Origin of the sequence: Pseudoalteromonas aurantia 208 (assembly GCF_014858725.1) — a bacterium.
Classification (GTDB): domain Bacteria; phylum Pseudomonadota; class Gammaproteobacteria; order Enterobacterales; family Alteromonadaceae; genus Pseudoalteromonas; species Pseudoalteromonas aurantia.
In genome coordinates, this window is record NZ_AQGV01000012.1 from 2,237,017 (window position 1) to 2,261,618 (window position 24,602).

A 24,602-nucleotide genomic window follows, 5' to 3' on the forward strand; every position below is an offset into this window, starting at 1 on the left:
GGAAAATACTATGTTCAACCTACATAAAATCGCAGTACTTATTGGCCTCGGCATCACAGCTGGCAGTGTAATGGCTAACTCACATGACCATGGCCATGACCCTATACAAAGCGAGCACGCGTTACGCGCAATTTTACAATGTATGACCAAAGTAGATAACACGCTTGTGATCAATGGGTGTAACTTGCATTTAGCCAATGGCAGTAATAAAACACACCAAAAGTCTGATGGCACAAGTTCAGCCAATGGACTAGGTAACCTAATTCTTGGCTATAACGTTATTAATACCTCCACTGGCATCCCTGCATACTCTCATACAGGCTCTCATAACTTAGTTATTGGAGATGGCCATAGTTACCAGTCAACGGGTGCCATTATAGCAGGCGCGAATAACCGAGTAACAAACCGCTCTGCCGTTGTCGCAGGTGTCTTCAATCAAGTCAATGGGATTGCTTCAACAGTGCTGTCGGGTTCTTACCATGAAGCACATGGTGACTACAGCACCATTTTTGGTGGCGCAGGTAATACCATTGCCGCAGGCGTGAGCTGGGGCAGTATTTCTGCCGGAGAATCTCATAATGTCGAAGCGCATTTAGCCAGTATTGTTGGAGGTCGTCACAATACCGCAAAAGCGCGCGCTTCGGCTATTAGCGGTGGCCAATTTAATGAAACCTCCGGTGAACTTGCAGTGGTTGTTGGTGGCTCACAGAACAAAGCCACAGCCCGTGCCGCAGTAGTACTTGGTGGCCGAGATAACGAAGCAAACGGTGAACTATCCACTGTCGCTGGCGGCCTAAAGCGCAGTACTACAGGCAAGCACGACTATCGAGCAGGGGCTAATTTCTTCTCTAATCAGTAAATAACGAGCCTCCTAAAAGTGCGTTTAAGCCATACAAGATAGTATGGCTTAAACGGTACTTTTAATTAGCAAACTGCGGACTTTCAATAGCACAACTGTGTTTACGATATTGACTGGGCGTGACACCCGTATGCGCTTTGAATAAGCGGTTGAAATTAGATTTACTATTAAACCCTGCGTCATATGCAACGGCCAAAATTTTACACCTGCTTTTACATAACAGCCGCTTAGCTTCATCAATGCGGTATTGGTTAACAAAATCATAAAAGCTCATTTGTAAGCATATATTAAGCGTTGCAGATACATCGGTGTTATTAATTTTAATATGCTCAGCCAGCTCTGAAAGGCTCAATTGAGGATTCAAAAACAACTTTTCAGATTGCATCGCATAAGTTAATTTTTTCACTAAATCGACGTGCTCCGCACATTTGAACTTGTTTTGAGGGCTGCTTATATCCTCCAACGAAGATAAGCGTTGCACTGTATTAGGTTTCGTTAAGTTAAGGTAAGTGAGAATAAACAGGCCTACGCTCATAGGTATATAACTGGCAAGTGATACCCATTTGCTCAAAGGCACCGGAAACACATTATCGATACACAACATAGCAAAAACAATAACCCAAGTACTCAATTGATATTGGCTCAAGCGACGCAACCAAATTAAGTTTTTGCGAGTCTCTTGCGTAAACATCGGCTGTTTAAGATGTATCAGCGTATACACTGAGTAGCCCAAAGCGCACACAACACCAAAACAAAATGGCCATGTAAACATAAATAAGTAAGACGCTGAAATAGGTAATAAATGAAATATGTCGTTATGAGACAGCCGCGTATTGTGAATTAAAGATCTAGCATACAAGTAAAACAAAGGGCCATAAAATGGGTCAAAAGTGAGGTATGACTTATATTGAACAACATTAAAAAAAATTAATGCAACTTGTACAAGTTCTAAAGTAAAAACTAGAATCCACACACTTAATAAGCTGCACGCTTGAGTTTTAGACTTATTTGTTAATAGCAAAAAGCAAAGTAAACAGCCTAACAATAGGGTTAATACATAAAAGTTACGAGTAATTTCAATAAAAATCTGTAACATTTCAACATTCCTTATTTGACTTTATTACCGTACTAGACCGTCCACCTCAAAATAAATTACATTTTAGCTACAAAAAAGCCTCGTTTTCATTTCTTAAATACCCATTTTAGATCCAAATCAATACATTAATGACTAAGAAGAATGTGTTCGCTAGCGTTTAATTGAACTTAAAAAAGTGAATTGCTATAAAGTGACACGATGGCTTTCCCCTCATTAAATGTGAGACGCCAAACGATTTAACTAGGTATAAACTCTCATAAATAAACGGGAGGTTGTCACTGCTTAAACCTGATTGGCCCAATGCTGTACGACTTGCAAAACATTGCTCGCATCTATTGGTTTCGTTATATAGTCGTCCATACCGGCGTCTAAGCACTTTTGCTTATCTCCTTGCATGGCGTTTGCGGTCATAGCAATGATTGGAATAGACATATAATAACGACCCGTTTGCCCTTCTCTGATATGCTTTGTCGCTTCATAGCCATCCATTTCAGGCATTTGGCAATCCATCAAAATGACGGTATAAGGGCGAGTATTATTTGACTCCTTGAGTTTACTTAATGCCTCCGCCCCATTCTCAGCCACATCGGCTATTAATCCCATATTACTTAACACTCTTAATGCAACAAGCTGGTTAACCTTATTATCTTCGACTAACAGTACGTGAGTCCGCTTAACCCATTCATTATCACTGATAGTCAACTCATCATGAGTTGCTTGTTGTGTGCTCTGGTGCCCATCAGATAAAGTAGCTTTGATCTCTTCATTGGTAATCGCTAAGGTATTAAGTAAATCAAAAGCTGTAGCTGGTTTTGAAAAGACACTACTCACCCCACTTTTCTCTATCTCTTTGGTATCATACTGCTCACCTAACTGAGTCATCATTACCAGCTTTAAATTCGCGTACTTTTCCTCTTTTTTAAGCGCTTTCACCAACAATTCACCCGTCATGTCAGGCAAGTTGTTATTGAAAAGCACAGTATCGAATTTAGCCAAATCATTAGATATAGAATGTTTATTACACATGTGTATGGCATCGGTTGCAGTCATTGCTTGAAACACTTTCACTCCCCACAGCTCATACTGTTTGCGAAGCGCATCAATGCTAGAGGCATTTCCATCAACAATAAGTAGGTTTAGGTTTAGGTGCTCATACGATGGGGTTTCTTTCCCTTCAACAGTACTTTTGTTCACCAAGCATGTTATGGTAAAGCAGCTCCCTAGCCCCTCTTCACTTGATGCCGTCACATCTCCACTGAGCAATTGACACAGCCTTTTTGTGATACTGAGTCCGAGCCCCGTGCCACCATATTTTCTTGTTGTAGATGTATCAACCTGACTAAAAGAATCAAATAACGCGGAAATTTTCGCTTTGGGGATCCCTATTCCAGTATCTCGAATAAGGCATTTAAATACATATTGATCCGCATCATTCGTGGCTTCAAGCTGCGCACTAATGGTAACGTCTCCTTGCTCGGTAAACTTAATCGCATTGCTTAATATGTTAGTGAGAATTTGCCTTATACGACCGGGATCAGAATTAACGTGTTGCGTATGGATATCGACTAAATCTAGGATGATCTCCACCCCTTTTTTTTGAGCGGGCAAAGCAATTGATTCCGATAGCTGTTCAATCAGTTTTCTTAAATCGAAATCGATGTATTCTAATTCAAGTTTATCTGCTTCGATTTTTGAAAAGTCCAAAATATCATTTATTAAAGTCAATAAGGAGTGTGCACTTGCACTGGCTATATTGACCGAATGGGCTTGCTCTGAGGTCAATTCAGTATTCTTTAAAATGTCTAGCATACCCAAAACACCATTCATGGGTGTTCTGATCTCATGGCTCATATTGGCTAAAAACTCTGATTTTAGCTGTGTCGCAGCTTCCGCTTCTTGTAGCGCATCGGCCAAGTCGCGCGCTTGTGTTTCGAGTGATGCCGTCTTTTCTGATACTTGCTCTTCGAGTTGCACAACAAACTGTTTCTGTCGAATAATTTCCGCTTTTTGCAAGCGGGTCCGCATGTAAATAACTACAAAAATAATTGACGCAAGTATCAGTGCATATAAACAGTATGCCCACCACGTTAGCCATGGCGGCGGTGACACATACAAGTTAATAGAGAGAATATTTTCTCCCCACTTGCCATTACTGTTTGTTGCTTTAACCTGAAATTGATACGAGCCACCATCTAAGTTTGTGAATGAAGCCGTATTTCTATTGCCTATTTCAATCCAATTATCATCATACCCAACCAATTTATAAGCGTATTGATTTTTACTAGGAGAAATAAAGTCGAGCACAGAGAACTCAAAAGAGAAAATATAATCTAGATAAGATATTTCAATGTCAGTTACATAAGAGTATGGCATGCCAAGCTTTGCTGACTGCCCCATTTTACTAAAACCCGTTAAAATCAAGTTAGGCTCACTTTCACTCAACTCAAGGGGTAAGGTACTAAAGTATTCTATTCCCCTCTGACTACTCGTAAATAGCGTATTATCTTTACCCTTAATTAAACTACTAGGGTAATAGTTTAATCCGAGTAAACCATTTTGGCTGTCGAAATTGTCCACATCACCAGTCAGCGGCGCGTACTTAGAAACACCTTTATTCGTGGTTAACCACAAATTACCTTCTTTATCATCAGCGATGGCCCGAATTAATGTGGTTGGTAGCCCATGCTCCGTGCTTATATGGGTAAAACTCTGCGATTGTGGTTGATATAAATTCAGCCCTTTTTGTGTGGCAATCCATATATTACCATCTCGTGATTGATGTATATCTTGGACAATACTGCCCAATAAACTATCTGATTTGTACTTGTTAGTTATGAAAGACTGGAAACGATGACGCTCTTCGAGCCACAAATTGACACCTTCACCGGTACCAACCCACATATTGTGTGCGTTATCTTTGTATATCTCCAAAACTTCCGGATGTGACAGGCCAAGCTTTTCATCTAAGTGACTAAATTTCTTATTCTTAATATCATAAGTGTAAACACCATTCTTATAGGTACCGATCCAAAGTTTACCGTGTTTATCAACATTCAATGCCCGTATTTCTCGAAACTCTTCATGATGCGGCTCAGTATCAGGGTACGTTAATAACTCTATGTGTTTCGTTGCTAAATCAAATTTAGCTAACCCTTCATCTTGCGCTACCCATAATGTGTGGGCATCACTGAGGTATAAGACTGGTCGCTCTAATAATCGATTTTCGTCAAAGCCATTAAGCGCATGAAAAATTGAAGAAGCAAGTGGTTCTAACTTTTGTGTTGAAGTATGCCATTTAAATAATTCAGATGATGACGTCACTATCAACAAATCACCATTGTCATCCGTTATAATGCCATTAGGTGCAACAAGTTCTGGGCTATTAATAGATTTAAACTTTCGATGTGGTACCAGTTTATATATCCCATGTACTTCATTTGTGATCCAAATTGTTTTCGAATTATCTTCAAAAATCACGCGTAGGCCACTATTGTGCTCAAGATCAAGCTGTTCTATTTTCTGGCTCAAATGTGACAACCTAAACACACCTTTACTCGTCACAAACCAAATGTGCCCTTCATGATCTTCAATCATTGAATTTACTTGACCTAAATGGCTTTCACCCACAACACCAAGTTGTGTAAACTGGCCTACCGCCGGTTCAAAAATAAAAGGGCCTTTTTGTGTACCCACATAAAGTTTCCCATTTGATGCTTTTAATATATGTCTTATTTCATTAGCGCCTGTGGGCGTATTGTTATCTGGATTCGGGAAGAAGTAGTGAAAGGTTTGCGTTGTCTTATTATACAAGTTTAAACCATAACTTGTGGCGACCCATAAGCTATGTACGTCATTATTTTCAATATCCCAGACTCGATTATGTGACAAGCCTAAATTTCCTTGCTGGGCTTTGACGATGTGCTCAAACTGGTTGTTACCCAGGTATCGATTTAACCCTTTATCATAAGAACCTAACCAAATTGAATCATCTAAGTCATGATACAGTGACTGGATCCGGTTTGCAGATAATGACTCTGGGCGTTTCGGATCATGCAAAAAATTCTCAAACTGCCCCGTTTGTGGATCATATCGATTTGCACCGCCGCCCCAGGTACCAACCCATACATTACCATGTCTATCTTGCATTAAGTTGCCAGCATCATTGTGTGACAATCCATTAGTACTGGTACTATCAAACTCAAACAGGGTGACTTTACGTCCATCATATCGCATCACCCCATTTTCTGCGGTTCCAAACCACAGTAACCCCTGTTGATCTTGAATAATCGAATAAATTTCTGAGGACACAAAGCCATCTTCTGCGGTGAGCTTTTTCACAGAATATTCATTCGCAAGCATGGGGATTTGGCCAAAACAATACGTTGAAGCTATTGTTGTAAGCAATACGATGATGCGGATTAAAGTGAACTGTTTATTCATAAGAAGTTTTTGAAGCCGCCGTAATTCATCACATGAAAAATGAAACGCAAGTAATCTTAGATTAGTTTATATCGTAAACTATTTCTATCCTTAAGATATTAAATTTTATAAAGCTTTTAGGCTAGCTGGTGAACTTGCACTGAACCACGAGTTATTAAACAACTCGCTTGGCACTTGCTTGATTAGTATTTGATTTTGCTATGAATGCTTCAAAAAGGGATCGTAACGCTATGAATTAGGTTAGGAAGTACCACATTAAACAATACTTGCCTTTGAGCCATTGTCTAATGTGGGACAGCCAACTTACCTGAAATACACATGACTTAAATGCATATCCTTAAATGCACGCCCTTAAATCAACTTCTTCCTAAGTAACCTCAGCTCTGGATAAGCGAATTTGCCCAATAAAGCTATTTTTCTCACTCTCGGCGTTGCTTTCATTTGTAATAGCCCGCTATGACTGCATAAAAGCGCCTTGATATTAAACAAAATATCATCATTGGACTGTACGTAAGTTTGTTTTCAAAACATTGTCTATTCCAAAACCCTTACCCAAACCTGAGGTTAAATAGCTTTAACGTAAATGGTTTAAAGCGTGCTTATCTCGCTATGTCACAGTGGCAATTTGAGACCCATTCATAAACACTTTACGTAATGATGACCTTCTTTATTCATTTCAAACGCATCAAAAAAGCGCTGGCTATTTTCAGATACAAAAAATGAAAAAGGAACAAACTCCCAGCTAAGTCCCAGAATAGGTAACAACCTAAATCACTCTCAATTTAGTTTATTGTGTCATTTCTTGCCTCATTAGTTTTCGCTATCCATTCATTTGACATAGCAACAAGCTGACTTATGTTACTTTTAGTTGCAAGGGCCAACGCGGTATTAAACGATGACATGGCTGCTTGCCAATCTTGTTCAGCTAATGCCAGTTCCCCCAAATCAATATGCATACTCGATTGCCCATACGGCTCTTGAATGGTTTGATAAAACCTTAATGCCTCAAAGATAGCCTCTCTTGCTTGGCTAAATTTTTTCTTATTAAGATGTATTTTACCAATCACTCTATATGTATTCGCTAAATACAATAAGTCATTGGTTTGTTCACTTTTAATTTTAACTTGATACAAAATCGCTAAAGCCTCATCGAACTGCCTTTGCTGAGTCGTGCTTAATGCTTGCCAAAACAAGAGTCTGCCTAAATTTTTTGTATCACCATTTTTAATCGCATACTCAATCCCTCGTTTGGCTGCTTGCTTGGCTTCTTCATATTTATTTAAATAAACTAATGACTTTACTAGCATTCTACATGCTAAGAGATTCTCAGGTTCAGTGACAAGCACAGCTTGAAGCATAGTCACTGCGGTTGTAAAACTATCGGATTGCATCTCACCTATCGCGGTCGCAAGCATCTCATTTGCAAAGTTGTGCTGATACGTTTGAATCTCACTAATCTCGGTCACCCCCATAGAATGAAGTATCAGTGAATATAAATCGGAGTACAGTTGGTTGGTATTATCGGCAAATAACGCACCTCGCGTGATACTCCCCTTCTTATAAATACTATACACAAGCTGATAATCTCCGCTGTACCCAGACATAGCTTGCACAACAATAACCTCTGCACCTGATACTTCAAATAACCTTGAAACCGTTACTTCATCAAATTCTTCTTGGTTAACATCAGCACGTTTTAATGTATCAAGTACCTCTTCAGTAGGTAATACTGGTGCATCTAACTGAGGTTGTAAGTATTTAATCAACAGATCCATACCGCCATATTTAACCCACATATGTTCGGAGTCTTCAATTCTGTTCGTGACCGGTAATACCATGACAGAACCCTGTTTCGCAACGTGATTTTCCGTGCTGTACTTTACAGCTAAGAAAAGCAACAAACATAAACAAACAATCAGGGGAGCTAAGTAATAAAACTTTTTGTGGTCGTCTAATTTAAAACGCGATCTTATGCTAAAAGCTGACTCTTCATGTCCACTGTGCATATCAATTTCAGTGATAGTTTCCGATATGGAGTACCCTTTGCGTGGGTGTGTTTTTATCGTTGATGTGCCCTTAAAAACTTTACGCAATTCAGTCATAGACTGAAAAACAACATGCTCCTCAACTATTACGTCATTCCAGACTTGTTGCAGTAAATCATGTTTACTGACTATCTCACCATTAGCTTGCAGTAATACCTTAAATACTTCGGCTGTTTTAGGCCTGATTTTAAACACTTCTTCTTTACAATGAATTTCATTTTTATGGGGATAAAATAACCACTCACCAACCTGAAAATAGCTTAACATGCTTGTTCTCAATTCAATTTTTATTGTTTAGGTCATATAAAACATCATGGGTCTCCCTTTCAAAAAAACAGTAAGTAACTGTTAAGTATGAAATTATAGAAACTTATAGAGTTTTATAATACGCGATACTACGCTATTTACGATATTGTAGCGCCAAATCAACGCAACCTGTGAATTTACAATTGAACAAACTTAAAAAATATATGCATATATACCCTGCAATGGTCACCATCATCATGACGTGCTTGTTTGTCGGCGCATTATTTGTTGTCAAAGTATTCGAGCCAACCCCAGCTCCATTATTTAATTGGCCAAGATTAATACTCATTACGGTCAGTTCTGCTGCCATACTTAGTATGCTAAAACAATTTGGTTGGACTAAAAGCGTCGGGGTCACTTCACCATACTCATCTTGGCACCCTAAGTGGCTTCTTTGTACCACCCCACTACTACTCATTGCACTTTTAAGTATGACAAGTGCAAATTGGGCTGAAGTACAACTTTCAACGCAGGTGCTAATTGCCTGGCTCTTTTCAAATTTTGCAACTGGGTTTTTCGAAGAAGTTCTCATGCGTGGTATGTGTTTTTACATATTACTTAAAGCTTGGGGAGCGACCAAGAAAGGCGTACTCCTTGCCGCTGTGTTCCAAGCCATCGTGTTTGGTTTAGCGCACCTTGGTAACCTATACCATATGCCTATGATAGACGTTGGCGCACAAGTCATATTTGCGACTTTGATCGGCATCGGTTTTGCTGGGCTAGTGTACTTCACACAGTCACTATGGCCTGCCATTATCGTGCACACCATTATCAATTGCGCTGGCACCATTAACAACTATCTAGTACCGAACACGAATGAATTCCAAAGCCCTAGTTTTACTGGGTATATTGTGATCATTGTGATTTTTTTACTACTCTCAACATTACCTGGTTTGCTTTACATTAAAGCCAGTCAGCTGCATGTAACAGAACAAAACGACTACTGAGAAAATAGACGCAGAGATTAAATATGACACTATATAAAATATTATTAATTTTATCATTGGCCGTTATGCCCATTATGGCTGCTGATCATAAAAACTTAAGTATAGCGACGACTGCCGCACAATTGGCTTACCAACAGGCAGTACTTAAAATTGAGTCTGATCGAGCATTGCTGCTGGCAGGCAAGTCTATTTCATTTGTAGAAGTTCACGAGGAGCCAACAGGGGAATCAAAATCCACTGCAAAGTTACTGAGTTTAACCTCAAGTGGAGAAGAACATATTACACTATTGGATAACTCGACACAGCGTGAAGCACAAACTGGGCTAAACTGGGAAAGCAGTTTATTAATTAACCCTGCTAGATTTCCAGATAACCCCGCACTTATTAATGAAACCGAAACGACGTGGATATTCCATATTCCTACTATGGTCAGCGCAGATATTGACGACACAGTGGAGCAAGTAGACAACAATAAAGTCAACGCACGGTTGACGTCAGCGTTAACGTCTGAACTAACAGTTTCTAAACAATCACTGCGCTTTGTGTCATTGAAAACATATTCGAAACAGGCGTTTAAACCTGAGTCTTTAGTAAAGATCAGTAAATTCCACGTAAAGATAGACTATGGACAAACTTGGCCAGACGGCCCTTGGGTAGCTAAGTCTATTTCAAGAGTCGTGAAAGGCAGCTATGCATTTTTTATGACAGTTGATGAATCATCTAACACAAAGTTCCTTGACTTTCGAATGGTTAAACAACCTTCATCACCCTAAAGTTTGAAAAACAGCGTTCACACTAAATAACAAGAATTTAGCATAACCGGCATACTTTAGAGTAACAGTGAAGGCTAAGTACTGGCATATCAGTTTACATTTGCAATAAATACTGTTTTAAAAGGCTTAGGCCACCCCTAACCTTTTAAAATTGGTATGATGTAACAAACAATATTGTTTACCTCGACGGTTGAACTAATGCAGCTTCCATACGGCGACGCCTACGGATCCCTTCTAATTGGTGGTTTTGCTGCATACTCCCAATAAAATTAGCGCACTCATTCCAGTTTCCTTGCGCTATTGGTGTATTCAAAATATCTAGTCCTCGATTATGAGCCCCCCGATTAAAGGCTAAAGACAATAATGCTGTTTGCACACTATCCGGAGTGGTTGCGTGCAACAAATGCGGAAACCTCTTGCCAATAGCGACCCAGTAAGGGTCAATAATTACTGGCAGTATTTGCAATGCTTGGCCTTTACTAATACGAATATCAATCAGATTTTTAGCCTTATTTAAATGACTTTTCGCTTCTCGACCTGTTAAGCCTATACAATCTATACATGCGTTTAATTGCGTTTGGTTCAAAATATGAGTGTAGTGTTTAAGAAATTCATCTTTACTTTGTTGCCCTAAATCAAATCCCGGATCTAATGTAACCCCTGAGTGGCCGCCTGGCCAGTAAGCTTTTCCTGCATGCCCTTCACGAGTATGTATCCAAGCCAAATCACCTCGAAATGACTGCAACAAGTTAATGACAGTTGCTGAAGGTGCTTCTAGCTCGGTTACATCTGATTTAAGATCTCCAACGAGTTTATTTTCAATCACCAGCCAGGTGTTATTATCTACTTCACCCGATGCAATCAATGCGTTTTCTTGCTGCAACTTCTTTATCGCATCTTGTGTGCTAACACCAAAGTACCCATCTGCTTCCAAGCGAATACCTATTAGTCTTAAAACACGCTGCAAATGTCGAACTTCATCTCTAAATTCTACTCTGCCACGATTAAAGCCATCATCAAGTTTCAACATACATTAGCCCTTAAATAGCTCCTTTAAGCAGCGTTTTTACTCCTGAGTGCGCTATAGATACAGCTTTGCTACCAAAGCTTGTCCACCTTTGTTCACGTGTATTTAAATCTCGATCTGCCTGCTCAACGAGTTTATTTAGTTTTTCAATAACATCATGTTGGTCAGGATCCATAGGGGTAAGATAACGTGCTGCCGCCTTTAATTGTTCAAGCTGTTGTTGAAACTGCTTGGCTTGACGCATTTCCTCCTCAATAAATGCTTTTTTTTCAACATCTAGTTTTTGTTGAATAACATCAAGACTATTATCAAAATCCTTTTCAAGTTTACCAAACGCTTCAACTAGCCAGTTTTCAATTTTGGTAGAAGCTTCATTAACAACCTCTTGAGCTTCTTGAGTTAATGCAGGATCAATATCTGGTGGCCGAAAGCTAGGCATGTGTAACTCCTTCTTTTATCTAATTTTGACCTGAATGACTAAATTCATCAACACTTTTTGTGACTTTACTGGTGGCTTTATCGATCGTCTTATTTATGACTAATTCTAACTTTTCAAAACCGCTACCAGCTATTTCCATAACTTTCTTTTGGTATCTATCACCCATAATCTTGCCAATGTCACTGCCAAATATGCCGCTGACCGCTTGGTTAATATTGCTACTATAACCGGCCAAAATACCTTTGGTTTGTGTAGAGGCTCCCTTTAAAATCAACTTCCACACAGCCGGTTTAGAAATCTCTTTTTGTAACAATTGCATGGCACCTTTCGTTGAGGCCCAGTGCTGCTCTATTTGCGCTTTTTCACGTTTTAACTGCGTAATGGTCTGAGCAAATTTATTGTCGACCTGCGTTAACTCATTAGCCAAGGTCGTAACTGAGATATTAAGTTCGTTGGGTTGCTTTGCTAAAAACCGAAATACTTCCGCTTCAATCATTTTTGTTTGTTTCTGATATGACTCAATGGCGTTTTGCCATATCAGCGTCTCTTGTTCGTAGCCAAGATGCAAAATATATTCAGCAGCAACACTGCTATCTCGATATTTCGTTTGTATCATATTGAAATTAGTAGCTGAAATACTGGTACAACCGCTATCTCGATTATTGCAAGGATGGGCCTTTATCTCTTCACCAAAAGCATCGGCCCGATCTCGATATACAGCGTGCTGTGCAACGATTTCTGGCCAGAAGTTAGCTTCAATCTGTTGGTCAAGTTTACTAAATATATCTTCTTGTGCTTGGTTGTGATATGACTGTAACGCCTTACCAATTAAGATTTCTGCTCTCATAGACATGATCTGTTTTTTGAGCTTTACTATCTTTTTTCGATCGCCTTGTATTGCATTGAGTAAGCGTTCAGTATCACTCTTAGCGGCTTCTAATGACTTAATATAAGCGTCAATTGTTTGAATATGCCTGATATGCAAACTTTCGGCTGTATCAATAACGGTGCTCGCAACTTCTTGTGTTGTTTGTGAGGTATTCATACAACCATTTAGACAAAGCGCAATCAACATAAAAACAAGCAGTGAAGGTTTCATTTATTTGCTTCCTTTTCAAATACAATGGTTTTAACAATATCCTTATGGATATCAAAAGCAGCTTGCTTTATTTGGTAACAGTCTCGAGGATGTAATGAATGTAAATATTGCTCAAAACTTGCTCGTCGCCTAGCAGCAATGTGGGCAGGCCCTTTTTCGATAGATTTACCCGCTTCTCCGAGTAACTTTTTACCGAACTTATCAAATAACGCAACGGTTTTTCGCGAATAAAAGCCAAGAATAAAGGCAAGTAGCGGTAGACTATATACACCAACTTCATACTCACCTAAATCAAACCAGCCAACAGCAATTGCCGTCACTAATATCCACGCTAAAATCGGGCCATAAACTAGTTTGGTGTAAGCAACCCAGCGTTCACTTGGCCTAAAGTTGTTGTGGCGTAAATACTCAGCAGAAGTCACTAACAAGTTAGCTAGTACACCAAATACGGCAAAAAATATAATCTCAATTGAGCTACCTGCTGGGCTTGACCAAAAAAATGAACGGGCATTACTGAGTCTAAGTGCATTTGCATCTAAATGTTGGGCATAGGTTTTTTGTTGTAAATCAGACAACGTAATTAATAATTTATTCATAATGTTGTTAGATTCTTCAAAGCTTTTTATCGAAGCTAGCTCTTCAGATAAACGTTGCAAACTGCTTTTTGCCTGGTCCCAAACAGCACACCTAATCTTTTTTTGGTCGCACAGAGAATGAGCCAGTGCATCATCAATAACTGTAACTGGGTTGTTTTTTGAAAGTGCAGTTATGTCACTTTCCTGGCCTAAGCTTTTCGCTAATTGGTCTGAGCTTAATCTAAGGTTCTCCATCAAAAGTCTTATTTGATTCGTTCTCTCATTTAAACGTTTTAGTATCGGCGATGCATTCGCTTCTCCCATTGCCCAATTAATCGCGACGGTATCATAAAGAAAGAATTCTCCTTGTGGAGAGAGACGGTAAGATTCACTCAAATTGATCTTAGTGAAGTTAAGCTGTTCATCCGACATAGAGTGAGATACAACATACAAAATCACCCAAAAAATGGTCAATAAGATTAAACCACTAACAAAAGTTTGCCCTGACTTTCGACTTTGCTGAGGTGTGAACATATAACCATCCATAGTTAATAGTAGCGAGCTTAAGATGTACAATTTTCATACAACACTATACAGATATAGTGGATAATTTAAAAAAGCGCAAGTAATCTATGCTGAAGCCACAATGACTCAATGAAAGTGCTCGAAATAGTTCACCCTAGTAACAACACAAGAGAAAAATACATCTGGGCAATAAAAAGTCACTCAGTAAGGCGATATTTTATATGTGTTAGTCGTCAATTTGATTCAAGCTAAACAATATGGTTTAACATAAACCAATGTAACTCAAGCATTTGTGCTAAACTAAAAAAGACATTAACTCAGGAGGCTGTAATTAAGAGTGAGTAGAGCAAAGCTAAGTCAAGATGAGAACTTATCCTTCAAGATCAACTATCAACTTCTGCCCAAAGAAACCAATCAACTCGACCTGTATTTTTCAATTCCAACCGATATGGGGATCAATACAAATACACTCAATGAAGTCGACTTCTTCAATGCCAACATTAAATCTCATAGTGCCTACTACTCTGAGCAATTACATTTACCATTGGTTCATAGTCGCTTTATCAGCCAAACCAAGCGAGAAAAAACCGGTTATCGGCTCAACTTAAACTTATTTTGCTACCAGCTCAGAATCGCACTAGACGCCGATGTGAAAGCCACACTACAGCTTAAAGAGCCTGATGAATTTTTCCCTGCCGTGGCTATGTTAGTTGAACAAACAGACCGCTTACTGAAAAGTTTAAGGCGCTATACCCCGCCCGACAACAAGCTCAAATCATATTTTCAAAATGCTGACAACTACCTCAGCTGGCATACCGAACAAACATTTTTAAAGTTACTCTCCAGAGGCCCTAAATCAAGTGAGTTTAGCGAAGAACGTGCCACGTTAATTGATTTTTGTCAGCAAGAAAGCCAATACAGAACTGAACAAACCTACAACTCACAAGTGACATTGGACGACCCAAACCGCATCACCAATAAAATGAAGCTACTCGAACGACTGATTGAATATGGGGTGGTGTTTAATAAACAAACCACTGACTTAACGTTAAACTTAAAGCGATTAGTAAAAGGACTCGTAACCGGCGTGATCATGGCATTTGTGATGTTTATTGTGCTTAACGCGCGCTCTAATTTTCAAGAGGTTACCGTTGCCCTCATCGCGCTACTAGGTGTAATTTATGGACTCAGAGAAACATTCAAAGAAGATTTAACCCAATGGGCATGGCGCTTAATACAGCGAGGTCGCCCCAAATGGCGTAATAAATTTAAAAACTCCGTGAGTGACGATATCGTCTGCACACAAACCATTTGGCTCGAGCACATTCGCAAAAAAGACCTACCACCTGAGGTTAATAAATTATTTAAACAACGCCGGCAGCAAAATAAGCAGGCTGCACATTTAATGCATTTCTGTACTAAAGATCAGGTTCATGTCAGTGAATTCTTGCCCGGTTACGATGAAGTGCAGCAACGTATTACCTTCAACATGGCTTCATTTGTTCGCTACCTGAAGAAAGGTGCTGGAAAGCTATATACCTTAGAAGGCCAAAAGGTATCTAAAAAGTCGGTAGAACGGCGCTACCAAATTAACCTTGTGCTACGGTTTTCAACCGATCACAGTACGCAACTAGAACGTTACAAACTCACCATGAACCGTTCTGAAATTGTTGCGATTGAACTGATGGACGAAGCAGTCGCAGAGTAATCTACAAAAGCGCTACATCAATGAAACTTAGAAGCGTCAATTATAGTCTGTCAAAAAGTGATAAACATATGAATAAAATTATCGCATTCGTATCTTAATGACTTAATACCGCAATGGCTTATACATGACTGCTTAGGAAAATAAAAAGTATGTTTAACTATCAGGCAATTAATAATAGATATTGAATAGTTTATATAGTTGAACATATACCATCAATACTGTGACCGTTAACTCCAAGCATGTTAACAAATACCCTTTTCTTAGTTTTTATAAAGAAAAAATTTGGAACTCATAGACTAATGAAATTAACGCTGACTTTTCTGCTGTTCAAAATGAGGGAAATAACCTGAGCTTGGTTCAGTATAATTTGGCGGTATTTCACCTGAAAATAATCCCCCATACACTCTTTCTCATCAATAGTTTCAACATTTCATAATTGACAGGTTTCACCGCTGTCGTCTATGTCATTATAAGCTGTTGGATAAGTCATTTCCCACATTTCAATCACGATCATTTGCCCCCCAATCAAAATCATAAGTGACAACTGCTAGAGGGTTTAGCCAATGCCAAAACTATTCATCTTGCTCAAAAGCAAACAAGAGCTCATCCTTCATGTCGCTAACATAACTACCAACATAGTTGCTACCGAGTCGTTTTGCGTTCTCTCGTATCTCAGTAACACAAAAACATAGCATGCCATACGCTTCTGCTTCAGAATATTCTGGTGTTTAAAATATCATTAAGAAACTTCCAAAAGCAGATATTAAATGAGGTGTATTAAATTGCTTTGTAATTACTGTCATATTAATTACCCCCGACTTCGATCAGAGTAATAATATGCTTCATATTAGCCATTGAATTGAATTTCGACTGTTTCGTGTCAGGAGTTAACAAGGGCGTGTTTTCTTGCCTGTCTAATACACCACCTCATAAAACGCTATATACCTTGCTGTAGCATTAACGTGATCTTGATCTAAATAAAACTTCCAAAAATAAAGCACTAAGTCACTTACTCCTGATAATAAAAATTCTACCCCACTTTCTTTGATACATTTAAAACACTTGAATGAAACCTTTAATTAACATACATTCACTGTGTTTTGTTCAAAAACACAACAACTAAAATTAAAGGATAATATCTATGATACCGTGTAAAGTTCGCAAGGCCGTACTTCCAGTATGTGCATTGCTTTTGTCATCAGCTACTTTTGCTGGTGTATTAGACGCTTCAGCGCAAAAAACAGACATCGCTAAAATTGTTTCTCATCAGCTATCGCTTAATGCGGGGCACGCTGGGATCACCACCCAAGATGTTAAAGAGCATATTATTAATCACCCTGATGCACAGTTTATTAAAATAAACTTTGCGCAGTTGTCGTTACCTGAAGGCGCATACATTGAAGTCAGTAATTTAGAAGGTACAGAAAGCTATCGTTATGATCACAATGACAGCGATGTCAAAGCATCTATGTCGGTGTCATCAGACACAGTTAAAGTAACGCTAGTTTCACCTAGCTCAGTACAATGGGGCGAAAGTCATGGTGTTGAAATACAAGATTTCTATGCCGGCTTCTCTGATTTTGAATTAGCTGAAAGAGCCGCTATTTTTGAAAGTGGTGATATTCAGCCTAACTCGACTTGCGGTGTTAATGAGCGTCAAGACGTTGCCTGTTGGGAAGAGTCTCACCCGGTTGAATATGAACGTAGCCGCCCAGTTGCGCGCTTGCTTATCGGTGGTCGTAGCCTGTGTACTGCGTGGCGTGTTGGTGCCGATAACCATATGTTTACCAACAATCACTGCTTTAGTAGAGCAGCAGATACCAAAAATGTTGAAGTGTGGTTTAATTACCAGCGCACAGGCTGTGGTACTGGCACAACCAATAGCACAGTGAAAGTAAACGGCGACCAGCTTTTGGCTACCGATTATGCGCTAGATTACACCTTATTTACTGTGCAAGAGTTTGAAAAAATTAAACAGTTTGGCCACTTTGGGCTAGATGCAAATGCACAAAATCAAGGCGAGCGTATCTATATCCCGCAGCATGGTGCGGGTAACCCGAAAGAGTTGGCAATTGAAAGTGACTTAAACGCAAATGGGCTGTGTCAGATTGACCAAACCGTCACAGCGGGTCGTGGTAGCGATACAGACATGGGTTATAAATGTGACACCATCGGGGGCTCTTCAGGCTCACCTGTACTGTCGGCAAAAAACAACGATGTTATTGCCCTACACCATTATGGTAATAGCACGCAGTGTACAACTAAATTAAACCGCGGCACACGCATTGAGTTAATTTGGCCAAAAGTAGCCACCCATTTTGGTGGCGTGTTACCAGTAGGAGATAATGGTAACTCAGGCAATAACCCGCCAGTTGCTCAGATTACGACACAGTGTTCGCAATTAACATGCAGCTTTGATTCAAGCATGTCATCTGACTCTGACGGTAATATTGTCACGACTGCGTGGGATTTTGGCGATGGTACAACAAGTACGACTGCTGGTTTAGTCACACATACCTATCAGCAAGCCGGGACATATAACGTCTCGCTGGTTGTGACAGACAACGGCAACGCGCAAGACAGTGCCGTAGTTGAGGTGACAGTCACCGCAACTGGTAACCAAGCGCCTGTAGCGGACTTCACATATTCAACTAATGGTCTAGCAGTAAACTTTACCGATGCTTCAACAGATGACTCAGGCGTTATCGAGTATTTATGGGCGTTTGGTGATGGCAATAGCAGCCAAATGCAAAACCCATCTCATGCCTACGTTGCTGCAGGTACTTACCCTGTCACACTCACAGTGACCGATGCACAAGGTGAACAATCGACTAAATCAAGTTCAGTCGTCATTTCGGATAGCAACTGTAATGTTGCCGTATGGGATAGTTCAAGTGTTTACCTCAAAGGCGACCAAGCGTCTCAAAATGGCAGCGTTTATGAAGCGAAATGGTGGACACAAGCTCAGTCTCCGGCAGATAACTCGTCTACATGGGCAGTTTGGAAATGGGTGAAAAACTGTAATTAAGTGATTTGAACTAATACAAGATTGAACCGAGTTAAAGTGCCAGCCTTGACTTGGTTCAACCTTTTATTTCCACGTTTCTAAAATAGATGTGACGGTTAGTGGCCGAATACAAGAAAGTGTATAATTCGCTAAATAATGCGGGTCAAACCGCTTGCTTCATTGTACTATTTAGCTCAAATATATCAGCATCATATGCTATTAACGCAGAGTCTTTTAGCAGGCGCTCTTTCTTCAAGTATGATGTCAATTCAATTACCCGAAAACTAGATGCTTGCTCCAATAAATCATGGATCAGATATTCTACAGTCGCTCCGTTACTCAATACCCTCTATAAATACTATAGCGTCAAGAATCAGTGAAAAATCAGTAAAACGTCATGTTTACCTCTTTAATATCTTTATAATTTCCCTAAATTTTTCATTAAAATAAAGACGGTGCTCTATGTCATCTAAAAAAATTTCAGGAATAAAATGTCTACTGTTTTCTATCTGCTTTCTTAGCGTAACGACTGGATGTCAAACGAATGAAAAAGTGACTTCCCAACCTTTTTCCATTATTTATGGGTTCAAAGAAGGTGATAATAAATCAATTTATTTGAGCGATGAACAAGGGAAGAAACGTATAAAAATTATTGATGTGCCTAATAACGCAGGCGGCTACCCTGCGGTTTCGCCTACAGGTAAGCAAATTGCTTTTTATGGTAAATACGACAAACGAAAAACTTGGTCTATTCACACCGCTGATATCGATGGCACCAACATGCGCCGTTTAACCAATTTAAAAAACGCTTGGGACTACGGCCCTGCTTTTTCTTCTGATGGGAAAACCATTGTATTCGGCCGAGAGTACACTGATAAAAACGGCGACATGCAAGAAGGGATTTGGCTGATGAACTCAGACGGCACCGAACAACACCAGATAAAAGGATTAGAGGGAGGCGCTCCTGAGTATATGCCCGATGGACGACTACTCTTTCATTCTAAAGGCCGCTTTTCTAAAACGGCTGCAGCGCAAATAAGCATTGCCAATATCGATGGTAGTAACGTGATCCAACTTACCAATGATGATACAGATAACTTCAACCCAAAGATCTCGCCTGATGGCACCCAAATCGCTTACCTTTCAAATCGAGATGGTAACCAAGAGGTTTATGTGATGAACGTCGATGGCTCCAACCAAACACGGCTTACTAGAAACCGAATTAGAGATGGTGACCCTGCCTGGTCTCCTGACGGTTCTAAAGTCTTTTTTACATCACAGAACGTATTTGGAATTTATGATATTTATAAGGTCGACAAAGATGGCTCATCCACTGAGAGAGTGCTAATTAATGCGTCTCAAACAGCCACTGTCTATCACGTTGATAAGCACTATCTGGAAAGGTTAGCGCACGCCAGACAACAATAAACAAATATGGCGTAACGGAGTATTGGCAAGAATCATCACCTAGATACAGGTACTCTTATCTGTATCTAGCAAAGCCAGGGAAGTACACAAATTTAGTAACTAATAACATATCAAAAATACATTTCTGGTAGATTGGTTAAGACTCCACCTGACAGGCAGTTAAGAGCGAGAAGTAGACGGCCAGTAAACTCGTTTTTGGACAGAAACGTATTAGAGACGAAGGACAGTTGTGTCCAACAACTGTCATTCGTAACGCCGCCTTAAGCTATGAGTGAACGTGTGCTATGTTTGAGCATTAGCGAGTTCGGCACGCGTTTGCGAGTCAGTCTTAAAGGCTTTTTAACTATCTCTTAAGTCAGCTAAACTGAACAGGTATAATGCAGCAAGCGCTTCTGTAACCTTAATGCACATAGTCAAATATTCTTTGTAATCGCAGCTAACTGAATCACCATTGTTCTTTGTATACGAGATTTTAGATTTTTTGGAGCTATACACCATATTGTTATGAAATGAAGCATTTCGCAGGTGATTATCATAGCACTCAGACAATTTTAGTAGTTCAGCGTTTCCTGTTAAGCACCTCAACTTATCTCCGTTTCCGTTATTGACATACTTACTTAAAGAATCAATTCGTTCAAACGTGTGAGGATTACCTCGTACAATTGAGTTATTCAGACCTGCTGGAATAAATAAAAGCTTCGCTAGAGCTTCATAAGCTGAGCTGTAATATTTTTTCGTTCGATTAAAGTTTGTGGAAGAGACTTTAACACGTCCTGAAATTTCAATACCTCTATTGAGATACGTAAACACTTGCGAAAATTCACCAAAAGAATCAATGAATTCTTCCAGTATATCAAATACATTTACCGATTGAGTTTTACTGAATTCAATTAAGGCTGTTAGATCACCAGCTTGCGCCTGAGCTGATTGCAAGTTTTGATAAATTTCTAAGCCATAAGCACCAATAACATACTTAAGAAACTTTTCTTTATAGTAGTCTTCACCCATTCCAGTTTGTTCTTCAAACACTTTCACATTTTTCAAAATGTAGCTGTCAGCTAGCTCTACCTTTCCTTTATTAAGCAAAGACCAAACCTTAAGATAAAAACGCATTATCTCACTGTTGTAATTTTCGTAAGTTGCTCGATGAGCAATGATACCATTGCTTTCTTGCTTATCCAGTTCCTCTCGCATTCGCCCCATCTCCAGCACATTTGAAAGAGTAGCCCTAAAAATATCTCCAGCTTCAACAACTTTATTCCCAACCCCAAAATCTGGATTCAGGTGAACTTGTATAGCGTCTGCATACTCAAAATCAGCTTCGACACAGTTTTTACCATATTTATATCTAACATCAGTAACGGAATGCATGTTCTCTAAACCAAACTGCATTTCCTCTTCGCACTCAGTGCATGGAAATGTGTGATTTTGGCTATCTTCACGACCAAGCGTTACTTTGAGCAAATGTTTAGTTTCGCATGTATCACATGCGACTCTTGGAGTTATTACCATTATATTCCTCGTACTAATTTGATAAAGATCGTTAACGCCTAAATAACAGGCTAAGTAATAGTTGGCTAAAATTGTGCAGCGAAGCGAAACATAGCCAACTGTTACGTGTCCTTGTTGATTTTCTTTTTATATTTCAATCGAACACTTTAACCAACTTAGCTGAGTTCGCTGGTATTTTAACCCATTTATCTCTAGTCGTTTTCCAAAATATTCTAAACTCATTTTGCCATGAATCTTCGCTAGATTTTAAAAAGTGATTACGGTTATGATCTGAGGTATACCTACAAGAATCCATGATACCTTTACAACCAAGTTGTCTATCAATATTCTGACGTAGTTTTTCAATATTGATGATTTCTACACAGGCTTTTTTATCCATTTTTTTAGCTATGTCTTCACTAAAGCTATTGCAAAATGAAAGAATAAGACCATCGTCTTTGTAATAACTTGCATTGATGATATCTGGTTGTTTAATACCATTACTTGTAAAGTTTTTTATAGTTATATTTCTTGAGCCTTCAATACTAATTCCATGCTGTCTTAGGCTAGGAATAGACACTGCGGATTCATGGATTAAGTTTTCATCAGGAGTAAATATTCCGGCTCGGTCTTCTGAAAGGTATGAGCTTGCAAGAGAAATTGGAATTGAACCTCCCTTAACCCACGCATCAACCCATTCTACTTCTGTCAAATATAGATACTTACGCACAAACCATCCTTGAAATATAACGCCTTACTAATGGGCGCATAAATGCTTGGCTAAAATTAGCGACGAAGGAGCGCAAGCCAAGCGTTTTGCGTCCTTTTGAGTAACTTGTTAGCTTTCACCTTTTACCAAATAGGTAGGTTTGTCTTTTCTCTTAACAATATTAAAAGACTTAAACGCTACTCTTGAAGTTGTTACTGAAATTTCATGCCCCAAAGGCAACGCTTGTTGAATATCAGATTTAGTTAAAGTTTTATTCATTGCGCCAATAATAATCCCTTTAATTACTATCTGCCCCTCAAGGTCGAAAAAGTCATGACCGCTATCGTGATAGAATTCATCATCCATTAAATGAACCCGATATTCATCTTCATAGCTCCATTCAATGTACTTAGTAGTGCATAATTCAAAGAACTTACGTTTAGCTTCATTATCTTTTTGTGAAAACAACTTTTCTAAATCTACATTTTCTCTACTTTCTCGATAGCGAATAGCTTCAGCCGCTTCGCTAGGTACTTCTAACTCGAGCGCAACACCTTTATGTTTATCGCCATAATGCCCCCATAAGAGCGGGCTATTCCAACTAGCGCTGCAACAAAGAACTCGAAATAAGTTATCAATTTTTTTCTTGTTTTCATTTATCACAGTCCTATTAAACTTATCATCCAATGTCATAGAAGTCAGTTCAAATGGGTCGTTGAAATCAGAGAAACGAGAAACCTTTAACCTTTGGTCTTTTAATGCTTTCAATGCGTATTCTTCAGAAAGAAAGTGGAAAAGTTTCACCGTGATTCCTTGTGATAGCTAACGCCTCAAACACCGGCATGGTGAAGTTGGCGACTTTTTTGGAACAAAAAAGGTGACAGCTTTACCATGTCCGCGTGCTTTGACTTGTTAGGCGATGGTAGATATACCTGATTTATAAGGTTAATAACAACCAAATTACGCCGTTGTATCTTGGTATGTGACTGAGTGCCCGTCGGCATGCAAGCTGGCAATTTTTTGTGCAACAGCTCGATAGAAAGTACCGTTGTCACTGTTTGTGAAAAGATCTCCTTGGCAATCGACTGGAATGCTCCCATCTGTGCTCTCTGTAAGAGTTCTATTACCACTAGGGTGATGTGAAACTTTTAATACTACTTCTGACATTTCTGGTTTTCCTTTTAATGTGGGAATTTCTAAACACGCCTAACAATTTAATATCGACCCATTGGGTCGTTTTTCTACCGAGCCACGGGTCATTTTTATCATTGTACCAGTTCTATCACAATAACTAACTTGTTGCTAAAGATATATTTTTAATCATTGTAGAAATTATGGAAAGGATAAAAACGACCCAATGAGTCGTTTTCTTGACTATAGGAGAAACACAAAGCAACTGGGCATAAGAGCAGTGTTTTAAAAATAATTTTCTAATGGCCGCTATTTTTTGAGGCATTCGCCTAAACACGTTTTGGGGCAAAGACAGCTTAAAAATGCCGCCTTTGATAAATTAACAATCTGTTTCTCTGGATATCTTAATTGCATCTTCAATCTCAATTCCGAGATATCTAATTGTGTTATCTATTTTGGTATGACCAAGTAACAATTGAACAGCTCTTATATTTTTAGTCCGCGCATAAACCAGAGTTGCTTTAGTTCGCCGCATTGAATGTGTGCCGTATAAATCAGAATCAAGTCCTAACTGCTCAGCCCAACTCCTTATGATAGATCTGTAATATGAATAGCTTATTGGTTGATTAACACGACGAACGCTCCGAAACAAATAATCACTAGGTTGCAAAGCAACATTTTGAACCCAACGACTAATGCTCTGTTGCGTTCTTGGTGTTATTTCAAATTGAACTTCAATTCCTGTTTTCTTCTGCGTCCATTGAACTCTCTCAAAAACTTGATCTTGGGTAGCGACATCTCGAACCTTTAAAGACAATAAATCACATGACCTTAGTTTACTGTCTATAGCCAAGTTAAGTAACGCTAATTGCATTAAGTTATTTTGAATTTCAATTCGAGTACGAATACGCCAAATTTCTTCAAGTTTGAGAGGACGTTTCACCCCAGTCGCATTTTGATTTAGTTCTTGTTTCATAGTGACCTCCTTATTAAAAGT

General features: G+C 39.2%; 19 protein-coding genes. 6 read left to right on the forward strand and 13 right to left on the reverse strand.

Going from position 1 to position 24,602, the window contains the following annotated elements:
* The first annotated feature begins 10 nt into the window (after positions 1 to 10).
* On the forward strand, positions 11 to 859 hold the full coding sequence (locus PAUR_RS13625; protein ID WP_192508231.1) for a hypothetical protein: 849 nt from the start codon (positions 11 to 13) through the stop codon (positions 857 to 859).
* 61 nt (positions 860 to 920) lie between these two features.
* Here the strand turns inward: PAUR_RS13625 and PAUR_RS13630 are convergent, their stop codons facing one another.
* The 3 genes from PAUR_RS13630 to PAUR_RS13640 form a co-directional block, all read right to left on the reverse strand.
* Positions 921 to 1,955, reverse strand: a complete 1,035-nt coding sequence (locus PAUR_RS13630; RefSeq protein WP_192508232.1) for a helix-turn-helix domain-containing protein — start codon at positions 1,953 to 1,955, stop codon at positions 921 to 923.
* Positions 1,956 to 2,237: 282 nt separating this feature from the next.
* The gene (locus tag PAUR_RS13635; RefSeq protein WP_192508233.1) at positions 2,238 to 6,395 is read right to left on the reverse strand and encodes a hybrid sensor histidine kinase/response regulator; all 4,158 of its coding nucleotides are present in this window, start codon (positions 6,393 to 6,395) and stop codon (positions 2,238 to 2,240) included.
* A gap of 782 nt (positions 6,396 to 7,177) precedes the next feature.
* Positions 7,178 to 8,707, reverse strand: a complete 1,530-nt coding sequence (locus PAUR_RS13640; RefSeq protein WP_192508234.1) for a winged helix-turn-helix domain-containing protein — start codon at positions 8,705 to 8,707, stop codon at positions 7,178 to 7,180.
* A 182-nt stretch (positions 8,708 to 8,889) separates the two neighbouring features.
* On the opposite strand from PAUR_RS13640, the gene PAUR_RS13645 reads away from it, so the two are divergent.
* Both PAUR_RS13645 and PAUR_RS13650 read left to right on the forward strand, forming a co-directional pair.
* Entirely contained in the window at positions 8,890 to 9,693 is an 804-nt protein-coding gene (locus PAUR_RS13645; RefSeq protein WP_192508235.1) for a CPBP family intramembrane glutamic endopeptidase, read from the forward strand.
* A 23-nt stretch (positions 9,694 to 9,716) separates the two neighbouring features.
* Entirely contained in the window at positions 9,717 to 10,466 is a 750-nt protein-coding gene (locus PAUR_RS13650; protein ID WP_192508236.1) for a hypothetical protein, read from the forward strand.
* 178 nt (positions 10,467 to 10,644) lie between these two features.
* Here PAUR_RS13650 and PAUR_RS13655 read toward each other — a convergent pair whose 3' ends face one another.
* Genes PAUR_RS13655 through PAUR_RS13670 form a run of 4 tightly spaced genes read right to left on the reverse strand, consistent with a single transcriptional unit; the run spans position 10,645 to position 14,140 of the window.
* Complete coding sequence (locus PAUR_RS13655; RefSeq protein ID WP_192508237.1) at positions 10,645 to 11,496, reverse strand: pesticin C-terminus-like muramidase; 852 nt, start codon at positions 11,494 to 11,496, stop codon at positions 10,645 to 10,647.
* Between the two features lie 10 nt (positions 11,497 to 11,506).
* Positions 11,507 to 11,932 carry a capsule biosynthesis GfcC family protein gene (locus PAUR_RS13660; RefSeq protein ID WP_192508238.1) on the reverse strand — a complete coding sequence of 142 codons (426 nt, stop codon included), beginning with the start codon at positions 11,930 to 11,932 and terminating at the stop codon, positions 11,507 to 11,509.
* Positions 11,933 to 11,951: 19 nt separating this feature from the next.
* Positions 11,952 to 13,031, reverse strand: a complete 1,080-nt coding sequence (locus PAUR_RS13665) for a hypothetical protein (RefSeq protein WP_192508239.1) — start codon at positions 13,029 to 13,031, stop codon at positions 11,952 to 11,954.
* The gene (locus PAUR_RS13670) at positions 13,028 to 14,140 is read right to left on the reverse strand and encodes a hypothetical protein (RefSeq protein ID WP_192508240.1); all 1,113 of its coding nucleotides are present in this window, start codon (positions 14,138 to 14,140) and stop codon (positions 13,028 to 13,030) included. The genes PAUR_RS13665 and PAUR_RS13670 overlap by 4 nt, the downstream gene beginning before the upstream one ends.
* Positions 14,141 to 14,468: 328 nt before the next feature.
* On the opposite strand from PAUR_RS13670, the gene PAUR_RS13675 reads away from it, so the two are divergent.
* Together PAUR_RS13675 and PAUR_RS13680 are read left to right on the forward strand one after the other, a co-directional pair.
* Positions 14,469 to 15,839: a hypothetical protein gene (locus tag PAUR_RS13675; RefSeq protein WP_192508241.1), complete on the forward strand. Its 1,371-nt coding sequence runs from the start codon at positions 14,469 to 14,471 to the stop codon at positions 15,837 to 15,839.
* A 1,141-nt stretch (positions 15,840 to 16,980) separates the two neighbouring features.
* Positions 16,981 to 18,867, forward strand: a complete 1,887-nt coding sequence (locus PAUR_RS13680) for a PKD domain-containing protein (protein ID WP_192508242.1) — start codon at positions 16,981 to 16,983, stop codon at positions 18,865 to 18,867.
* Positions 18,868 to 19,009: 142 nt separating this feature from the next.
* Here the strand turns inward: PAUR_RS13680 and PAUR_RS13685 are convergent, their stop codons facing one another.
* A complete protein-coding gene (locus PAUR_RS13685) occupies positions 19,010 to 19,189 on the reverse strand; it encodes a hypothetical protein (protein ID WP_192508243.1) in 180 nt (59 codons plus the stop codon).
* Positions 19,190 to 19,308: 119 nt separating this feature from the next.
* Here PAUR_RS13685 and PAUR_RS13690 point away from each other — a divergent pair, with 119 nt between their 5' ends.
* The gene (locus tag PAUR_RS13690) at positions 19,309 to 20,274 is read left to right on the forward strand and encodes a TolB family protein (RefSeq protein ID WP_192508244.1); all 966 of its coding nucleotides are present in this window, start codon (positions 19,309 to 19,311) and stop codon (positions 20,272 to 20,274) included.
* Between the two features lie 339 nt (positions 20,275 to 20,613).
* On the opposite strand, the gene PAUR_RS13695 is transcribed toward PAUR_RS13690, so the two are convergent.
* The 5 genes from PAUR_RS13695 to PAUR_RS13715 form a co-directional block, all read right to left on the reverse strand.
* On the reverse strand, positions 20,614 to 21,786 hold the full coding sequence (locus tag PAUR_RS13695; RefSeq protein WP_192508245.1) for a hypothetical protein: 1,173 nt from the start codon (positions 21,784 to 21,786) through the stop codon (positions 20,614 to 20,616).
* Between the two features lie 133 nt (positions 21,787 to 21,919).
* Positions 21,920 to 22,495 (reverse strand): hypothetical protein, encoded by a 576-nt coding sequence (locus PAUR_RS13700; protein WP_192508246.1) that lies wholly within the window; start codon positions 22,493 to 22,495, stop codon positions 21,920 to 21,922.
* Between the two features lie 108 nt (positions 22,496 to 22,603).
* On the reverse strand, positions 22,604 to 23,278 hold the full coding sequence (locus PAUR_RS13705) for a DUF2971 domain-containing protein (protein WP_192508247.1): 675 nt from the start codon (positions 23,276 to 23,278) through the stop codon (positions 22,604 to 22,606).
* A gap of 156 nt (positions 23,279 to 23,434) precedes the next feature.
* The gene (locus PAUR_RS13710) at positions 23,435 to 23,641 is read right to left on the reverse strand and encodes a hypothetical protein (RefSeq protein WP_192508248.1); all 207 of its coding nucleotides are present in this window, start codon (positions 23,639 to 23,641) and stop codon (positions 23,435 to 23,437) included.
* 343 nt (positions 23,642 to 23,984) lie between these two features.
* Positions 23,985 to 24,581: a tyrosine-type recombinase/integrase gene (locus tag PAUR_RS13715; RefSeq protein WP_192508249.1), complete on the reverse strand. Its 597-nt coding sequence runs from the start codon at positions 24,579 to 24,581 to the stop codon at positions 23,985 to 23,987.
* Positions 24,582 to 24,602: the final 21 nt, after the last annotated feature.